The organism is Nocardioides houyundeii (assembly GCF_002865585.1).
GTDB classification, from domain to species: Bacteria; Actinomycetota; Actinomycetes; order Propionibacteriales; family Nocardioidaceae; genus Nocardioides; species Nocardioides houyundeii.
In genome coordinates this window covers 2927103-2944735 of the sequence record NZ_CP025581.1, presented here as the reverse complement: position 1 = coordinate 2944735, position 17633 = coordinate 2927103, and the positions used below count along the sequence as shown (strand labels likewise).

Here is a 17633-nt window from a genome sequence, read left to right as displayed (position 1 = left end):
CGCTGCTCGACCTCCTCGAGGGCCGAGAGCCGGTGGTCGGCCCGAGGCCGCACCACCGAAACCGTTGAGAGAAGAGGGACCAGTGCTAGGCGCGTTCGCCAACGCTTTCCGCACGCCGGACCTGCGGCGCAAGCTGCTGTTCGTGCTGCTGATCATCACGCTCTTCCGACTCGGCTCGCAGGTGCCGGCACCCGGTGTCAACGTCGCGAACGTGCAGTCCTGTCTCTCCGCTGTCGAGGACCAGGGCATCTACAGCCTGATCAACATGTTCTCGGGTGGTGCGCTGCTCCAGCTCACCATCTTCGCGCTCGGGATCATGCCCTACATCACCGCCAGCATCATCCTGCAGCTGCTCGTCGTGGTGATCCCACGGCTGGAGACGCTGAAGAAGGAGGGGCAGGCCGGTCAGACCAAGATCACTCAGTACACCCGCTACCTGACGCTGGGTCTCGCCCTGCTCCAGGCCACCGGCATCGTCGCGCTGGCCCGCTCGGGCAACCTCCTCCCGCAGTGCAACCAGGACCTGCTGCACAGCGACTCCACCGGCACGTTCCTGATGCTGGTCGTGACCATGACCGCCGGGACCGCGGTCATCATGTGGCTCGGTGAGCTCATCACCGACCGCGGCATCGGCAACGGCATGTCGATCCTCATCTTCACCCAGGTCGTCGCCACCTTCCCGGGCTCGCTGTGGCAGGTGCAGCAGACCAAGGGCTGGTGGACCTTCGGGGCCGTGCTCGTGGTCGGCCTGGTCATCGTCGCCGCGGTCATCTTCATCGAGCAGGCACAGCGCCGCATCCCGGTGCAGTACGCGCGCCGGATGGTCGGGCGCAAGATGTTCGGCGGCTCCTCGACGTACATCCCGCTGAAGGTCAACCAGGCGGGCATCATCCCGGTCATCTTCGCCTCCTCGCTGCTCTACCTGCCGGCGATGGCGGTGCAGTTCAACCAGAGCACGGACAACCCGGTGCTGAAGTTCGTCAACAGGTACCTCGTCTCCGGTGACAACCCGGTCTACATGGCGACGTACTTCCTGATGATCATCTTCTTCACCTACTTCTACGTCTCGATCACCTTCAACCCCGAGGAGGTCGCCGACAACATGAAGAAGTACGGTGGCTTCATCCCCGGGATCAGGGCCGGCAAGCCCACGGAGCGCTACCTGTCCTACGTGCTGTCGCGCATCACGTTCCCCGGTGCCCTCTACCTCGGGCTGATCTCGTTGATCCCGCTGATCGCCCTGGCCCTGATCGGGGCCAACCAGAACTTCCCCTTCGGTGGTACCTCGATCCTGATCATGGTCGGCGTCGCACTGGACACGGTGAAGCAGATCGAGAGCCAGCTGCAGCAGCGCAACTACGAAGGGTTCCTCAGCTAATGCGTCTGATCATCATGGGCCCGCCCGGAGCAGGCAAGGGCACTCAGGCCGCGTTCATCGCCGAGCGCTACGGCGTGCCGGCGATCTCGACCGGCGACATCTTCCGGGCCAACGTGTCCCAGGGCACCCCGCTGGGGCTCGAGGCGCAGCGCTTCATGGACGCGGGGGAGTACGTCCCCGACGAGGTCACCAACCGGATGGTGCGCAACCGCCTGTCCGAGGACGACGCCGAGGCGGGGTTCCTGCTCGACGGGTACCCGCGCACCGTGGCCCAGGTCGCGGAGCTCGACGGGATGATCGGGGACTCCGGGCACTCCCTGGACGCCGTGGTGGTGCTCACCGTGGACCCGGAGGAGATCGTGCAGCGCCTGCTGCAGCGGGCCCTGATCGACGGCCGCGCTGACGACACCGAGGACGTCATCCGGCGCCGGCAGGAGGTCTACGCCGAGCAGACCCAGCCGCTGATCGGTGTCTACCGGGACCGCGACCTGCTGGTCGAGGTCGACGGCATGGGCGAGGTCGACGAGGTCACCGCCCGGGTGCTCAAGGCGCTCGACTCGATCTCCAAGCACTGACAGGGAGCCACCTCATGGCACTGCGCGACCGCGGCATCGAGATCAAGTCCGGCGAACAGATCGTCAAGATGCGCGCCGCGGGCCTGCTGGTGGGTCAGACCCTGGAGCTGCTGCGCGCCTCGGTACGTCCCGACGTCACCACCGGTGAGCTGGATGCGATCGCGGAGGACAACATCCGCTCAGGGGGCGGGATCCCGTCCTTCAAGGGCTACAGCCAGCCCCCGTTCCCCGCGAGCATCTGTGCCTCGGTGAACGACCAGGTGGTGCACGGCATCCCCGGCGACCGCACGCTGGTCGCCGGCGACGTGATCTCCATCGACTGTGGCGCGATCGTGGACGGCTGGCACGGGGACGCCGCCATCACCGTCGCGGTGGGCGATGTCGCCCCAGAGGTCTCCCGGCTGATGGAGGTCACCCAGGAGAGCATGTGGCGGGGGATCGGGGCAGCCCGGATCGGTGGTCGCGTCACTGACATCGGCCATGCGGTCGAGACCTACGTGCGCAGCCAGGGGCCCTACGGGATCCTCGAGGACTACACCGGTCACGGCATCGGCACCCAGATGCACCAGCCGCCCAACGTGCCCAACTACGGGCGCCCCGGGCGGGGAGCCAAGCTGGTCCGGGGGCTCGCCCTGGCGGTGGAGCCGATGCTCACCCTGGGCACCAAGGAGACCGACCTCGACGAGGACGAGTGGACCGTGGTGACCGCCGACGGCTCGTGGTCCGCGCACTTCGAGCACACGTTCGCGCTCACCCCGACCGGGTCCTGGGTGCTGACGGCGCTCGACGGCGGCGAGGAGAAGCTGGCCGAGCTCGGTGTCCCGTTCGGCGGAGTCGCCTAGCCCGATCGGCTAGGCGCAGTCCTGGGCGCGCGGGGACTCCTCGTTGCCGCGCTGCAGCGTGACCGAGAGGCACACCCGCCGGCTGGAGGCCACGAAGTACGACGTCTTCCGGGTGCGCTTGTAGTCGCCGGTGTCATCGCGCTGCAGCAGCCACCGGTCGCCCCGCTCGACGCCACCACCCACCGACCACTCGAAGCGCACGCCGTCCGCCTCCCGGGTGGCGCGCAGTGTGGGCGGCTGCTCCAGGACCCCGGGGAGCACGCTCATCGGGGTGCTGGCGGGCTCGGTGGTGCGCGGCTCCTCGCGGTCCTCGCCGCCACCGCGCAGCGCGAGGCCCCCCACCACACCGGCGAGCAGGACCACCGCCGTGACCGCCCAGAACGCGGCGCCACGCGACGCCGGCGCCGCGTCGGCCTCCGGCGGTGGCAGGGCGGCTCGCGGACGGCTGGCCGAGATCACGGTGACCGGCTTCATCACGGTGTGGTCCTCGACCGCCGTGGGCGTCACCTTCACCGCCTCGTCGGGGCGGTCCCCCTCCACAGCCACCGCGGTCCGCGGGAAGCCGGCGTCGGACTCGATCCGCTGCAGCGCCCGGGCCAGGTCCAGCGCGCTCGCTGGGCGGTGCGCGGGGTCCTTGGCCAGGCACTGCTGCAGCAGCCGGTCGAGGGCGGGCGGCACGTCGGGGCGCTGGGTGGCCGGTGCCGCTGCGTGCAGGATCCGCGCGCTGAGCGCCCGCGTCGAGTTGTCCCCGTTGGGGATGGAGAAGGGGGAGCGGCCCACCAGCAGGTGCCAGATCGTGGCTCCCAGCGAGTAGACGTCCGAGGCCACGGACCCGTTGGAGCGTCCGTCGAGCATCTCCGGGGGCGACCAGGGGTAGGAGATGCGCACCTCCTGGTCGCTGGCCACGTCCTGGATGTGCCCCGCGATGCCGAAGTCGGTCAGCGCCGGCTCGTGGTAGGTGGTGACCAGCACGTTGCTCGGCTTGATGTCGCGGTGCAGGATGCCGGAGCGGTGGGCGGTCTCGATCGCGCTGGCCAGCTTGATGCCCGTCGCGATGGCGTCCATCGGGCTCATCGGGTGCGAGCGCACCCGGATCCCCAGGTCCGGCGGCGGGCAGAAGCGCATCACCAGGTAGGGGCGGCCGCCGTCCTCGGTCAGCCCGGCGGTGATCACCGAGACGATGTAGGGATGGTCGGCCAGCCGGGCCATCGCGTTGGCCTCGGCGGCGAAGAGGGACTTCTCCCGGTCGGTCAGCGGCACGTCGGGGCGGACCACCTTGACCGCCACCCGCTGCCGGGGCCACTCCTGCTCGTAGAGGAAGACGTCGGCGAAGCCGCCGCTGCCCAGGTGCTCCACGAAGGTGAAGCCGGGCAGGTACGGGGCGCTCACGGGCCGCTCACCCCCACCTCGGGGCCGACCTCGAAGCGGACCTCGTAGGTGTCGGCCAGGTCGAGCGCGTGACCGGGCTCCAGGACGTAGGGGTGGTCCTGGACCATGCGGACGGGAGCCTGGCCCGGGACCTTGAGCGTCGTACCGCCGCGGGAGCCGAGGTCGCGGGCGACCACGTCCCAGCCCTCGAGCGAGAGGTGGAGGTGCATCCGGGACACGAAGGTGTGCTCGGCGGGGAGCGTCACCAGGTGCGGCCAGTCAGCTGGCGAGGTGGACATTGGCTGGGGCCGGCGGCCGAGCACGACGGACCGGTCCAGCGGGACCACCTCGCCCGTGGGCAGGCGCAGGCCGCCGAGGGCCGGGCGGGGGACCCGCTGCGGGTGCTGCGGCGCGACCTGGGTGCGGCAGACCCGGCACAGGGCGGACGTGGGACGGGTCAGGTGACCCTGGGGGCACCACACGGCTTGCACGGTCTCGCCGGCCGGAGCGGCGGTGAGGTGCTCGGGACGGAAGACCGTGGAGCCGTCGTGGTCCTCGGCGGGTGCCTGGTCCGAGCCGGCCGGCACGCGGGTCGGGGGTTGCTGCTCCACGAGTGCCGGAGCCGCGTCGGCGATGCGGGCCATCAGCGCCGGATCGGGCTCGGTGGTGTCCCGCGCGACCGAGTCGCCCGGGCGGGGCGTCGCCGGTCGAGGGGTGGCGGGTCGGGGGCGTCGGGGCGGCGGACCGGCGGGGCCCTTGGCCGCCAGGATCTCCTGGGGGATCCCGTCGATCAGGCCGGCACCGTCGTTCCCGGCAGCGGACCGCAGGCTCACCTCCGCGCTGCGGGCAGGGACCACGCCTCCGAGGAGCCGCCGTGCGGGGCCGGCGGCGGGAGTGATGACGGCCGGCTCGGACAGGGACAGGTGGTGCCGCTGGCCCTCGACCCGCAGCCGGCCGGCGCCACGGCTGGTCGAGACGGGCGATCCGGACGTGAGGTCGAGCAGCACCAGATCGGGCACCTCGCCGTCGAAGGCCCGGTCGACGATCTCCATGACCCGCTCGGTCAGCGGACGCGAGGCCGGCGGCGGGGGACCCTGGAGCATCGACCAGAGCTCGTCGAGAACTCGCTCGTCGCCGGGGTCGGTGAGGAGGAGCCAGCGGCTGCCGGCGCCCAGCAGGACGCCGTCGCCCGCGACGTACCGGGTCTCCTCGACCACGCCGTCCTCCCCTCGCATCGCGCACCAGACTGCCACGGACGTGGGCCGCCCACCGGCAGAATGCAGACCATTGTGGCGAACGCCGGTCCCGCCGCCGAAACGCAGGCACGATGTGAGCCGAGAGTCTCGCCCAACGTGCCTGCGGGAACGAACCGTGTCGTACCCTAATCGCGCACTGGGGGGCACGGGACGAGGGGGCAGCGTGGCGCTACGGGGGTTCGTGCGTCGTCATCGTGCTGCCATCGCGTCCAACACCGCCCTGGTGCTCGCCGCGGGTGCCGTGCTCGGCTACGCGGTCTCTGCGGACGGCTACCGCAGCCACCGCACCGAGCTCAACGACGGCGGGATCTGGGTCACCAAGTCCGACAAGGGCTACTTCGGTCGGATCAACAAGCCCATCGGGCGGCTCGACGGCGCCATCTACCTGGAGTCGGACGCCGACCTGGACGTCGTCCAGGACGGTGCCGCCGTCGCCGGGATCGACCGCCGGGCCGGCCGGATGGTCGGGATCGACCCCGCGGGCCTGGTGCTCACCGACGGTGCCGCCGCGGCACTGCCCGACGGTGCGCAGGTCCAGATGCGGGGCGGCACCCTGGCCAGCCTGGACCCGAGCTCCGGGGCGGTGTGGGGCTCGCGGTACGACCCGCAGGTCGGCACGCCGCTGGTCGGGGCCATCGACCAGCAGTCCGACCCGCTCGCGAAGGTCGGCAAGGCGGCGGCCCTCGCCGTCTCCACCTCCGGCACGGTGTACGTCGTCTCGGTGGACAAGGCGCGGCTGGCCACCTGGCACCCCGACGGTGCGGAGCTCGCCGACCCTGTGACCGAGGGCCTGCCCCGGGCAGCCGGAGAACCGGGCGCCCTGACGGTGGTGGGGGACACCCCGGTGAGCCTCGACGCCGCGACCGGTGCGTTGGTCGCTCTCCAGGAGGAGGGCGTCTCGGCCACCGTCCCGACCGGCGGAGTGCTCCAGCAGCCCGGGCCCGGTGCCGCCGACGTCCTGGTCGCCTCCCGGGGCGGGCTCACCTCCGTCGACCTGACCACGGGACGGACCACCACGCTCCTCGAGGACGTGTCCGGCCGACCGGCCGAGCCCGTGCGCCTCGGCGCCTGCTCGTACGCCGCGTGGTCCGGTGGGCCCGGCTACGTCGCGACCATCTGCGGGGACGACGAGCCGGTGGTGGCCACGCTCACCGAGGACGCGACCGACCTGGTCTTCCGCGTCAACCGTGGCGAGGTCGTGCTCAACGACCGCGCCAGCGGTGCGGTCTGGGACCTCGACGCCGACGAGCCCCAGAAGATCGACAACTGGGAGGCGTTCACCAGCACCCGCAAGGTGCGCGACAAGGAGACCGAGGACGAGCAGCAGTCCCAGGGTGACACCCGCCCGCCGCAGGCCAAGGCTGACGACTTCGGGGCGCGTGCGGGGCGGACCAGCGTGCTGCACCCGCTCGACAACGACTCGGCGCCCGAGGGGCGGCTGCTGGCCATCCGGGGCGTGGACAAGCCCACCATGCCGGGTGCGAAGGTCGGCATCAGCCCCGACCGGCAGACCCTGCAGATCTCGCTGCCGGCCGACGCCCGGGGCGTGGCCACGTTCGAGTACTACATCGACGACGGCCGCAACCTGAGCGGGCACGCCACGGTCTCGGTGCGCGTGCGTGCCGCCGACGTCAACGCCGCACCCACGCTGCGCGAGGGGTTCGAGCCTCGCACCTGGCGGGTCCCGGCCGGCGGCTCCGTCGAGGTGCCGGTGCTGCCGGACTGGCGAGACCACGACGACAGCGACCCCTTGCTGCTGGAGTCGGCCAAGATCGTGAGCCAGGGCGAGAGCGGCGCCACGGCCCGCTCCACCAACCACGGCAGGGTGCGGTTCACCGCCCCCAGGCGGGGCGGGGAGGTGCGCGTCGACTACGCCGTCTCCGACGGCCTGTCCGCGCCGGTGACCAAGTCCCTGCAGTTCGCGGTGCAGGACAAGTTCGAGCAGACCACCTACCCGGCGGTGGCCGCCCCTGACGTGGTCAGCGGCGAGGTGGGCAAGCCGATCATCGTGCGCCCGCTGGCCAACGACCTGCCGGGCAGCGACCCCTCCACCCCCGAGGCCGAGCTGGCCCTGGGCGGCAAGATCGCCGACCAGGCCGGCATCCGGATCCGCACCGACACCAACGCCGGCGTGGTCCGCGTGGACGCCGACAAGGCCGGCACCTACCTGCTCGACTACCAGGCGGCCTACGGCAACGCTGCCTTCGCCCGGGGCAAGATCCGCGTCGACGTGGTCCAGCCGCCGCCCAGGCCCGAGGACCCGGTGGCGATGCCCGACACCCTCACGCTCTACGGACAGGCGGCCGCGACGGTCGACGTCCTGGCCAACGACGTGGACCCGGCGGGCGGCATCCTGGTGGTCCAGCGCGCCCGCGCCGACCGCCCGGACCAGGTCGACGTGGCGATCGTGGACGGGCGCTGGCTGCGGATCTCGGCTCGTCAGGGGCAGCTGTCCAGTGCCCAGGTGGTGCGCTACACGATCAGCAACGGCGCCTCCTCGGGCGTCTCCGGCGAGGTCCTGGTGACCCAGCGGCCCCAGCCCGAGGACAACACGCCCGTCACGGCGCCGGACCGAGCGGTGGTGCGGGCCGGTTCGGTGGTGGTGCACCCGGTCCTGGACAACGACTTCAGCCCGTCGGGCGACCCGCTGCAGCTGGTCGGGGACGCCGTGCAGGGAGCCCCCGGACAGCTCGAGGTGCTGGCCCCGGCGGACTACAAGGGCAGCGCGGGTGCGGCGTACGTCTCGGGGCGGGTGATCCGCTACGTGGCCCCCACCGACGTCAAGGAGCGCGAGGCCTTCTCGGTCCCCTACATCGCGCAGAACTCGACCGGCGAGACCGCCCAGGGACGACTCAACGTGGTCGTGGTGCCCGCCGGGGGTCCGAACACCGCGCCCGAGGCACCCACCCTCGAGGGTCGGATGGTCGCGGGGGACACCCTGCGCCTGCGTCTGCCCGGCACCGGGGTCGACCCGGACGGCGACTCCGTCGTCATCACCGGCATCGCCTCACCCCCGGGACTGGGCCGGGTCATCGGGTTCGGCGCCAACTCCCTGGAGTTCCAGGCATACCCGGACACGGCGGGGTCGGAGGAGTTCAGCTACACGGTGATGGACTCCCGAGGTGCCGCGGCCACCGGCACCGTGCGGGTGGCCGTGGTGCGTGCCAGTGCGCCGCAGCCTCCGGTGGCGGTGCCCGACGCGATCACCACCGCGCCCGGGGCCACCGCTCGTCTCGACGTGCTCGCCAACGACCAGATCGGTGCCGCCGACAACGTCACCATCGAGCTGGTGGACCCCCCGCAGGGCGTCTCCCTGGAGTCCGAGATCGGGCCGGTGGTCATCGAGGCGCCCGAGGCCGCCGGCGCCGACGTGGTCGAGGTCGTCTACGTGCTGAGCAACGGGATCGACGAGTCGCGGGCGAGCGCCACCCTGGCCACGATCGAGGGCTACAACAACCCGCCCATCGTGTACGACGCCTACGGCAGCGCCGACGACAGCGACGCGGTGCGGGTGAACCTCCTCGCCTCGGACGGGGAGCGCGCCGCCGCCTACGACCCGGACGGCGCCGTGGAGGACCTCCAGGTCACCGAGGTGTACGCCGACCGCGCGATCTACCAGCGCAAGGGCAACGTGCTCACGGTCCAGCGCGGCGAGGAGCCCCGGGTGGTCCCGTTCCGCGTCGAGGACGCGGCCGGCGGGGTGGCCTCGGCCTCCCTGTTCGTCCCGGCGACGGGCAGCGGCCGGCCCTACCTGCGCGAGGGAGCCTCCATCGACCTGGACGCGGGCAAGACCTCCAAGCACAAGCTCGGCGACTTCATCGCCAGCCCGACGGGCGGCGCGGTGGAGATCGTCGGGCAGAACCGGATCTGGTCCTCGCCGCGCACCCAGCTGACAGCGCGCAGCACCGGAGCCCAGGGCTTCGAGATCTCCGCGAAGGAGGACTACCGGGGTCCCGCGGCCGTTCTGGTGGAGGTGGTCCCTCGGCTCGAGGACGACGGGACCGAGGACAGCGGCAGCCAGCAGCCCACGCTCATCACGATCCCGGTGCAGGTCGGTAGCGACAAGCCGGACCTGGAGTGCCCGGCGACGCCGTTCGAGGTCGCCCAGGCCGACTCGATCTCCATCGACATCCAGTCGGTGTGCTACGTGTGGACCGCCGACCCGGCCGACCTGGTCGGGCTCGACTACACCGTGGAGTGGGCCAGCGAGGCCTCCGGCGTCAGCCTGGCCAACGACGGCGGCCCGGCGGTGCGGATCGCGGCCGCCGGCGAGGCGCGCGCCGGCTCGGAGGCTCGGATCACGGTCCGCGCCGGGAAGAGCGACCCTCAGACCCTCACCGTCCAGGTGGTGCGGGCCCCGTCGCCCTCCCTGGCCGCCATCCCCGTCCCGGACATGCGACCCGGCACCAGCAAGGAGATCGACCTGGCGCGCTACCTCAAGCCGGGCGTCTCCGACGCCGAGCCGCGGATCCTGGGGGTGCGCAGGGTCTCGGGCACCTCGGTGCAGGCCACCTCGTCCGGCTCGATGCTGCGGTTGAGCTCCCCGAAGGGAGCGCGGGGCCGGACCGAGCTGAGCGTCGAGATGACCGACGTCGCCGGCGACCCGGGCCCCGAGCGCCGGGTCACGGGACGCATCAGCATCGAGGTCCTCGACGTGCCGAGCGTGCCCGGGGCGCCGCAGGACATCAGCGTCCGCGACCGGGCCATCCGGCTCAGCTGGCGGCCGTCGGAGCCCCAGGGGGCACCCATCGACTACTACGAGGTGCGCGCCGTCAACGGCGGGGGAGGCACTCAGCGGTTCCGCACCAACGGAGGCGACTTCAAGGTCCCCGCCAACGGCAAGCAGTACTCCTTCCAGGCCCGCGCCCACAACAAGGTGGGCTTCTCCGACTGGAGCGAGCGCTCCCGGTCCGCGGTGGCCGACATCGCTCCGGGACGGGTGCCGTGGATCCGTCAGACGAGCCGGGGCGACAAGACGATGACGATCAGCTGGGGCGCGCCGCGCACCCAGACCTCGGAGATCCTCATGTACTACCTCACCTGGCCCGGCGGCAGCGCCGACGTGCCCGGTGACCTGAAGAGCTACGTCGTCCCCAACCTGGACAACAACAAGACCTACGTCTTCTCCATCCGCGCCCGGAACAAGGCCGACACCTCCGAGCCGCGGGTCTCCGAGCCCTTCCAGTCCCTGGGCACGCCGCCGACCCCGTCGGGTCTGCGGCACACCGACCAGCAGACCGGCAAGAGCAGCACGGCGGTGCTCCTGCAGTGGAACGCCGTGCTCCCGGAGGGGCCGGGCCCCACGACGTACTCGGTCTCGGCGCGGGTCGCCGGCGGCGCCCCGGTGGTGCTGCCCGGCTGCTCGCGGATCGAGGCGAACTCGTGCCGCCAGCTCGACGTGCCCTACGACGGCCGCACCTGGGAGTACACCGTCCAGGCACACAACGCCGGTGGCAACACCTCGCCGGTCAGCGCCCCGGTGGTGTTCGAGGCGATCGGCGTCCCCTCGGCCTGGGGGGAGTGGAGCGGCTCGGCCACGGGACGCGACAACGAGCTCGCCCTGTCCTACTCGGTGCCCGAGGCCCGTGGCGCCCTGAGCCAGGTCTCCGTGCTGGTCAACGGAGTGGTGATCGGCTCCTGGAACGAGACCGGTGCCCGCAGCCGCACCATCAACGTCCCGGACAACCTCAGCGCGCACTCGGTCGCACTGCGGCTGTGCAACGAGAACGCGGCCAAGGTGGGGTGCACCACGAGCGGGGTGAAGTTCCTGCAGAGCTACGGCCCCCTGACCGGCACCCACCTCAACGCACCGGTGGTGAGCTCGGTGGTGGGCAAGACGATCAACTTCAACGTCGCCGGGTCCGGCAACGGTCGGCCGGTGCGGCTCCAGGTCACCGCTGTGGGCACCAACGGCCGCTACCTGGACACGGTCCGCGACCTGGGGCCGGGCTCCTTCAACGAGGGCTTCGACCTCACCACCAGCACCTTCGAGGAAGGCGTGGAGATCGTGGCCACGCTGACCGACCTCGGCGTGGCCCGGGGTGCTCCGTCGCGGAGCCTGAAGACCGGCTCGGGAACCGCGCCGCCCCCGTCGATCTCGCTGTCCCGCTCACCGTGCAGCGACGCCGACGACTCCACCCTGGGCGGGTGCGAGCCCAGCTGGTGGAAGTGCGACGTGGCCAGCTGCGGCCACCTGGTGATCACCACCACGGACATGAACCGGGCCTACAAGTGCCGGGTGACGAACTCGCTGCAGCCCAACCAGTTCTGGGACTTCGACTTCGACACCAACGACAACCACACCACGAGCCTGGCCTTCTACGAGGGGTTCGTGACCGCCACCTGCACCGAGAAGGGCGGCAACCGGCCGCCGGGCTCGACCACCTGGGGATGGCAATGACCTCCGACGCACGAACCCCCGACCGAGTGACGACGACCCGAGGAGCAGCATGACGATCGCGCACGAGCAGGCCGAGTGGTTCCGCAAGACCTTCGACCAGCTGACCGACAACATGGAGAAGGCCGTGCTCGGCAAGCGCCACGTGGTCCGGCTCGCGCTCACCTGCCTGCTCTCGGAGGGGCACATCCTGCTCGAGGACGTCCCCGGCACCGGCAAGACGATGCTGGCGCGCGCGTTGGCCAACACGGTCCAGGGGAGCCACGCCCGGATCCAGTTCACCCCCGACCTGCTGCCCTCGGACGTCACCGGGGTCACGGTCTACGACCAGCACCAGGGGACCTTCCAGTTCCATCCCGGCCCGATCTTCCACACCATCGTGCTGGCCGACGAGATCAACCGGGCCTCGCCCAAGACGCAGTCGGCGCTGCTGGAGGTGATGGAGGAGGGCCGGGTCACCGTCGACGGCGTCCCGCACTCGGTGGGCCGCCCGTTCCTGGTGATCGCCACCCAGAACCCCATCGAGCAGGCCGGGACCTACCGCCTGCCCGAGGCGCAGCTGGACCGGTTCCTGATGAAGACCTCGCTGGGCTACCCGGACCGGGCCGCGACCATCGAGCTGCTGGTCAACGCGAAGGTCCGAGACCGCGCCTCGCTGGTCACCCCGGTGATCACGGCCGAGACGATCGCCCAGATGAGCGGCCTCGCCGACGAGGTGTACGTCGACCCGGCGGTGGTGGGCTACGTGGCGGAGCTGGCGGAGGAGTCGCGCCGTCAGCCGCACGTCAAGCTCGGCCTCTCGCCCCGGGGGTGCCTGGCCTTCATCCGGGTGGCCAAGACCTGGGCGGCCGCCGACGGACGCGACCACGTCGTGCCCGACGACATCAAGGAGCTGGCCGAGCCGGTCCTGAGCCACCGGCTGCTGCTCGACGCCGAGGCCCAGTTCAGCGGGGTGAGCGTGGAGACCGTCATCAGTCGCCTGCTCGACGCGGTCTCGCCGCCCACCGACCGGGTGGCCTGAGGTCGGCATGCCGGAGGTGGGTGTGGAGCAGCTGCGAGAGCGGGCCCGGGTGGCTCTGGGGGTGGTCCGGCCGGTCGGCTGGACGATCCTCGGCCTCGGCCTGGCCTCGGGAGCGGCGGCCCTGGCTGCGGGCTGGCGCGAGCTGGCGGTGCTGTCGGCCGCCTGCTTCCTGCTGCTGCTGCTCACCTGGCCCTTCCTGCTGGGGCGCACCAGCGTGCGGGTCGACCTGCGCCTGGAGCCCGAGCGCGTCACCGCGGGACAGTCGGTGGCCGCGGGCGTGGTGGTCACCAACGTGGCCAGCAGTCGTCTGGTGCCCACCACCTTGGAGGTGCCGGTCGGCTCCACCGTGCACCGCTATGCGCTGGGGGCCCTGGCTCCCCAGGTCAGCGACGAGGAGTCCTTCACCATCCGGACCGAGCGCCGAGGAGTGATCGCGGTGGGTCCCGCCACCACGCGCCGCGGCGACCCGCTGGGCATCTTCTCCCGCGACATGGTGTGGACGCCGCGACGCGAGGTGCTCGTGCGTCCGCCCCTGGTGCCGCTGGACTCGCTCGGTGCCGGACTGCTGCGGGACCTCGAGGGTGTCTCCACCGATGCGGTGAGCCAGAGCGACCTGGCCTTCCACGCGCTGCGCGAGTACGCGCCGGGCGACGACCTGCGCCACATCCACTGGCGCTCGAGCGCCAAGGTGATGGCCTCCACCGGGGAGGCCGCGCTGCTGGTGCGGCAGTACCTCGACACCCGCCGCAGCCACGCGACCCTGGTGGTCGACGACCGGCCCTCGGTGTGGGGGGACCAGGAGGAGTTCGAGGTCGCCATGGCGGTGACGGCCTCCATCGCCGTGCGCGCCGCCACCGACGACTTCGACGTCACGTTCGTCTGCGGCGCCGAGGCCTCCGCCGGCGGTAGCGCGCACCTGGCCCTGGACTCGGTGTGCCGCGCCGACTTCGGCACCGCCGGCATCGTCGCGACGGCCCGCCGTGCCGTGGCGGTGGCACCCGAGACCAGCCTCGCCTTCTTCGTCACCGGGTCGGCCGGCACGTTCTCCGACGTCCAGCGCGCGGCCGCGGCGTTCCCGCCCGAGGTGCGGCGCCTGGCGGTGCTGGTGGAGCCCGGCAGCACCAGCCGCGTCACCGAGGCCGGGGGCATGCCGGTGCTGCACCTGGGTCGCAAGCAGGACCTGGGCGCCGTCCTGCGCTGGAGCCTGCGATGAGCGCCGGGGGCACCACGACCCGCAACCGGGTCCGGCGTGACTGGCCCCGGGGCACGCAGTGGGCGGACCTCGGGCTGCTCGTGGTGCTGCTGGCGCTGGCGTTGTCCGGGCTGGGCTCGTCCTTCACCGGCTGGGGCTTCGCGCTCGTGGGCACGCTGGGGGTGCTGCTCGGGGTCGCCTCGACGTTGGTGGTGCGCGCCTACCGCCTGCCGCTGGTGGCCGCGGTCGTGCTGGTGGTGGCGATCTTCTTCCTGCTGGGTGGGCCGTTGACGCTGCGCTCGACGGGGGACACCGCCTTCGTGCCGGGCCCCGGGACGCTGGGCGAGCTGGCCGACCAGGCGCTCTTCGGGTGGAAGGACATGCTGACCACCCTGCCGCCCGTCGACGGCGACGGTCCGCTGCTGGTGCTGCCGTGGGCCCTGGGGCTCGCGGGCGGACTGCTGGGCGCCTGGGCGCAGTTCGTCCGCACCAGCCGGTCCTGGGTGACCGCCCTGCTGCCGGTGCTGGTCGCCGCGGCGGTGCTGCTGGTGGTGATCCTGGTGGGGGTCCAGCACCCCGCCTCGCTGCTCCTGCAGGGCGCGGGCTTCGCCGCGGTGGCCCTGGGCTGGCTGGCGCTGCGCGAGCGGCGGGAGAGTGCCAGCGTGCGCGGGGGACGACGTACCCCGGTCCGGGCGGCGGCCGGTGTCGCGGTGCTCGCGGTGGCCGCCTCAGCGGCGATCCCGGTGGCGAACGCGGTGCTGGGCGACGACGCGGAGCGGGTGGTGCTGCGCGACCACGTCACGCCCCCCTTCGACATCGGGCGCTACCCCTCGCCCTTGGCCTCGTTCCGCAACTACGTCGACCTCAAGGGCCGCAAGGAGCCGCTCAACGTCCACGACCGGGAGCTGTTCCGGGTCACGGGCGCGGCGCCGGGCACCCGGATCCGCCTCGCCGCCCTGGACGCCTGGGACGGCCTGGTCTACGGGGCCACCAACGACCCCCTGGCAGACGAGGGCGGCGACGGGTTCCAGCGGGTCTCCTCGGTGATCGACAACCCGATGGACGGCGACCGGGTCGAGGTCCGGGTGACCGTGGGCGAGGGCTACTCCGGGGTGTGGCTGCCGACCGTGGGCGGGCTGCAGTCGATGCGGTTCGAGCGCGGTGACGCCGACGGCAAGAAGGAGACGTTCCGCTACAACCTGGCCACCTCCACCGCGGTGGTGCCCGGCGGCGTGCACCCCGGGGACGTCTACTCCTTCGAGGCGGTGCTGCCCGACGACGAGGTCACCCCGGACTCGACGCCCTCCTCGCTGGTCCGGGGACTGGGGGAGAACACCGGCTTCCTGGACCGGGTCCGCGACAAGTGGACCGAGGACGCGACCACGCCGATGGCCCGGGTGTTCGCGGTGGCCAAGCGGCTGCGCACCGAGGGTCGCTACTCCGACGGGGTGCGCAAGGCCGAGCGCAGCTACTTCCCCGGACACGGGCTGAAGCGGCTCTCGGACGGGTTCGTCAACGCCGACCCGATGGTGGGCAACGACGAGCAGTACGCCGCGGCGATGGCGCTGCTGGCCAACAAGCTCGGTGTCCCGGCCCGGGTCGTGCTCGGAGCGGTGCTCGAGGAGGACGGCGTCGTGGAGGGCCGCGACGTCCAGGCCTGGGTCGAGCTCCGGGTCGCCGACGGCTCGTGGCGCACCCTGCCGACCGAGGAGTTCATGTCCGACCGCCCGCCCTCGGAGCAGCAGCCGCAGACCCGGGAGCCGATGAGCGGCACCGTGGTGCCACCGCCGGCGCCGGTCCCGCCGCCGTCCGACCTGGGGGAGGCCGCAGCGTCCGACCTGCGCGCCCGGATGCAGCAGGAGGAGAAGGAGGAGAAGGAGGACGAGGAGAAGTCCACCGGCCTCCCCGCGTGGGTGGGCTTCGTGGCCCGCTACGTCGGCCTGCCGCTGCTGCTGCTGGGTGCGCTGCTCGGCTCGGTCATCGGGGCCAAGGCCTGGCGGCGGCGTCGCCGCCGGAGCAGCCCGGCGACGTCCGCCCGGTTCGTGGGGGCCTGGCGTGAGCTGGTGGACCATGCCCGCGACCTCGGGCAGCCGGTGCCGCTGGGGCCCACGGTCACCCGGCGCGAGCAGTCCGGCGCCATCGACTCCGACCGCGCGCCTGCGCTCGCCCGTCGTGCCGACGGCTTCGTCTTCGGCCCCAGGGTGCCGCTGGAGGACGAGGCCGCGGACTTCTGGGCCGTCGTCGACGAGGAGCGGCGTACCATGAGCCAGGGCGTGGGACGACGCGCCCGGATCTTGGCCGCGATCAGCCCGGTGACGTTCTTGCCCGGGGCCGGACGGCGTCGCCGCCGGGGGTGATTAGGGGTTTCCCGCCTGAAGCCACTAAACTGGCGTGTCGGCCCAACGTGGGCATGCTTGTCGGCCACTCGCGGCTGCCCGAGCAACGTGCGATCCGCTCCTCGGAGCAGTTCTGCGTGCTTGGGATGAGGTGGTTGAACAGCTGTCCACGAGGTCCACCCGCTCACGCGGGAGGTTCCCGGGTCACCCGCACGGCACCCGTCGTACGGCGCAGCAAACGGTAGACAACGTTTCGACAGATTGTGGAGGACATGCCGAAGAAAGAAGGCGTGATCGAGCTCGAGGGCACCATCACTGAGGCCCTGCCGAATGCCATGTTCCGGGTCGAGTTGAGCAACGGACACAAGGTGCTCGCCCACATCAGCGGAAAGATGCGTCAGCACTACATCCGCATCCTTCCCGAGGATCGCGTGGTGGTGGAGCTTTCTCCGTACGACCTCACGCGTGGTCGCATCGTCTACCGCTACAAGTAACCAGCCACCCAGAAAGGCCCTCCAAGTGAAGGTCAAGCCCAGCGTCAAGGCGATCTGCGACAAGTGCAAGGTCATCCGTCGCCACGGTCGCGTCATGGTCATCTGCGACAACCCCCGCCACAAGCAGCGCCAGGGCTGAGGTGGGCGGCCCTCGGGTCGTCCTCGCAGGAGAACTGAACAACAGCACAACATCAATCAACGTGTTAGCTAGCTGGACGCCACGTCCAGCGAATCACCTCCGGAGCAGCGGCCGGAGCCCGGTTTCGCCAGGTCACCACGACCTGGGAGAGGCGCCGGGACGCGACACGACAGACACCGCAGCGGACTACCGAAGGGAACGCCAGACACATGGCTCGCCTCGTTGGTGTTGACCTCCCGCGCGACAAGCGCATCGAGATCGCACTCACCTACATCTACGGCATCGGCCGTACCCGTGCCCAGCAGCTCCTCGCCACGACCGGGGTCGACCCGAACGCGCGCGTGCACACGCTGGGCGACGAGGAGCTGGTCAAGCTCCGCGACGAGATCGAAGCCAACTTCAAGATCGAGGGTGACCTCCGTCGCGAGGTCCAGGCCGACATCCGCCGCAAGATCGAGATCGGCAGCTACCAGGGTCGTCGCCACCGCATGGGCCTCCCGGTCCGCGGCCAGCGCACCAAGACCAACGCGCGTACCCGCAAGGGCCCCAAGCGCACCGTCGCCGGCAAGAAGAAGGCCAAGTGATCCTGGGCTGACGCCCTCGTCACCGCCGACTTTCTCGAACTCACCAGACCA

12 protein-coding genes are annotated in these 17633 nt (G+C 71.7%); 10 read left to right on the top strand and 2 right to left on the bottom strand.

All coding sequences use genetic code 11. The features are described from left to right. The first annotated feature begins 82 nt into the window (after positions 1 to 82). Genes secY through map form a run of 3 tightly spaced genes read left to right on the top strand, consistent with a single transcriptional unit; the run spans position 83 to position 2795 of the window. Entirely contained in the window at positions 83 to 1378 is a 1296-nt protein-coding gene (secY, locus tag C0R66_RS14035; RefSeq protein ID WP_101525232.1) for a preprotein translocase subunit SecY, read from the top strand. Further along, positions 1378 to 1953, top strand: a complete 576-nt coding sequence (locus C0R66_RS14030; RefSeq protein WP_101525231.1) for an adenylate kinase — start codon at positions 1378 to 1380, stop codon at positions 1951 to 1953. Before secY ends, C0R66_RS14030 begins: the two co-directional genes overlap by 1 nt. A 14-nt stretch (positions 1954 to 1967) precedes the next feature. Continuing rightward, a complete protein-coding gene (map, locus tag C0R66_RS14025; RefSeq protein ID WP_101525230.1) occupies positions 1968 to 2795 on the top strand; it encodes a type I methionyl aminopeptidase in 828 nt (275 codons plus the stop codon). Positions 2796 to 2804: 9 nt separating this feature from the next. On the opposite strand, the gene C0R66_RS14020 is transcribed toward map, so the two are convergent. Both C0R66_RS14020 and C0R66_RS18745 read right to left on the bottom strand, forming a co-directional pair. Continuing rightward, positions 2805 to 4184 (bottom strand): serine/threonine-protein kinase, encoded by a 1380-nt coding sequence (locus tag C0R66_RS14020; protein WP_158648052.1) that lies wholly within the window; start codon positions 4182 to 4184, stop codon positions 2805 to 2807. Further along, positions 4181 to 5398, bottom strand: coding sequence for an FHA domain-containing protein (locus tag C0R66_RS18745; RefSeq protein ID WP_158648051.1), 1218 nt, complete (start codon positions 5396 to 5398; stop codon positions 4181 to 4183). Before C0R66_RS18745 ends, C0R66_RS14020 begins: the two co-directional genes overlap by 4 nt. 202 nt (positions 5399 to 5600) lie before the next feature. Between C0R66_RS18745 and C0R66_RS14015 the strand changes: the two genes are divergently transcribed. The 7 genes from C0R66_RS14015 (at position 5601) to rpsM (ending at position 17582) form a co-directional block, all read left to right on the top strand. Continuing rightward, complete coding sequence (locus C0R66_RS14015; protein ID WP_101525228.1) at positions 5601 to 11819, top strand: Ig-like domain-containing protein; 6219 nt, start codon at positions 5601 to 5603, stop codon at positions 11817 to 11819. A gap of 49 nt (positions 11820 to 11868) precedes the next feature. Beyond that, complete coding sequence (locus C0R66_RS14010) at positions 11869 to 12837, top strand: AAA family ATPase (protein WP_101525227.1); 969 nt, start codon at positions 11869 to 11871, stop codon at positions 12835 to 12837. Between the two features lie 7 nt (positions 12838 to 12844). Next, positions 12845 to 14050, top strand: a complete 1206-nt coding sequence (locus C0R66_RS14005) for a DUF58 domain-containing protein (RefSeq protein WP_101525226.1) — start codon at positions 12845 to 12847, stop codon at positions 14048 to 14050. Next, positions 14047 to 16386: a transglutaminase-like domain-containing protein gene (locus tag C0R66_RS14000; protein ID WP_101525225.1), complete on the top strand. Its 2340-nt coding sequence runs from the start codon at positions 14047 to 14049 to the stop codon at positions 16384 to 16386. The genes C0R66_RS14005 and C0R66_RS14000 overlap by 4 nt, the downstream gene beginning before the upstream one ends. A 251-nt stretch (positions 16387 to 16637) precedes the next feature. Further along, the gene (infA, locus tag C0R66_RS13995) at positions 16638 to 16859 is read left to right on the top strand and encodes a translation initiation factor IF-1 (protein ID WP_026145687.1); all 222 of its coding nucleotides are present in this window, start codon (positions 16638 to 16640) and stop codon (positions 16857 to 16859) included. 25 nt (positions 16860 to 16884) lie between these two features. Further along, the gene (gene rpmJ / locus C0R66_RS13990; RefSeq protein WP_101525224.1) at positions 16885 to 16998 is read left to right on the top strand and encodes a 50S ribosomal protein L36; all 114 of its coding nucleotides are present in this window, start codon (positions 16885 to 16887) and stop codon (positions 16996 to 16998) included. Between the two features lie 209 nt (positions 16999 to 17207). Beyond that, positions 17208 to 17582, top strand: a complete 375-nt coding sequence (gene rpsM, locus C0R66_RS13985; protein WP_101525223.1) for a 30S ribosomal protein S13 — start codon at positions 17208 to 17210, stop codon at positions 17580 to 17582. Positions 17583 to 17633: the final 51 nt, after the last annotated feature.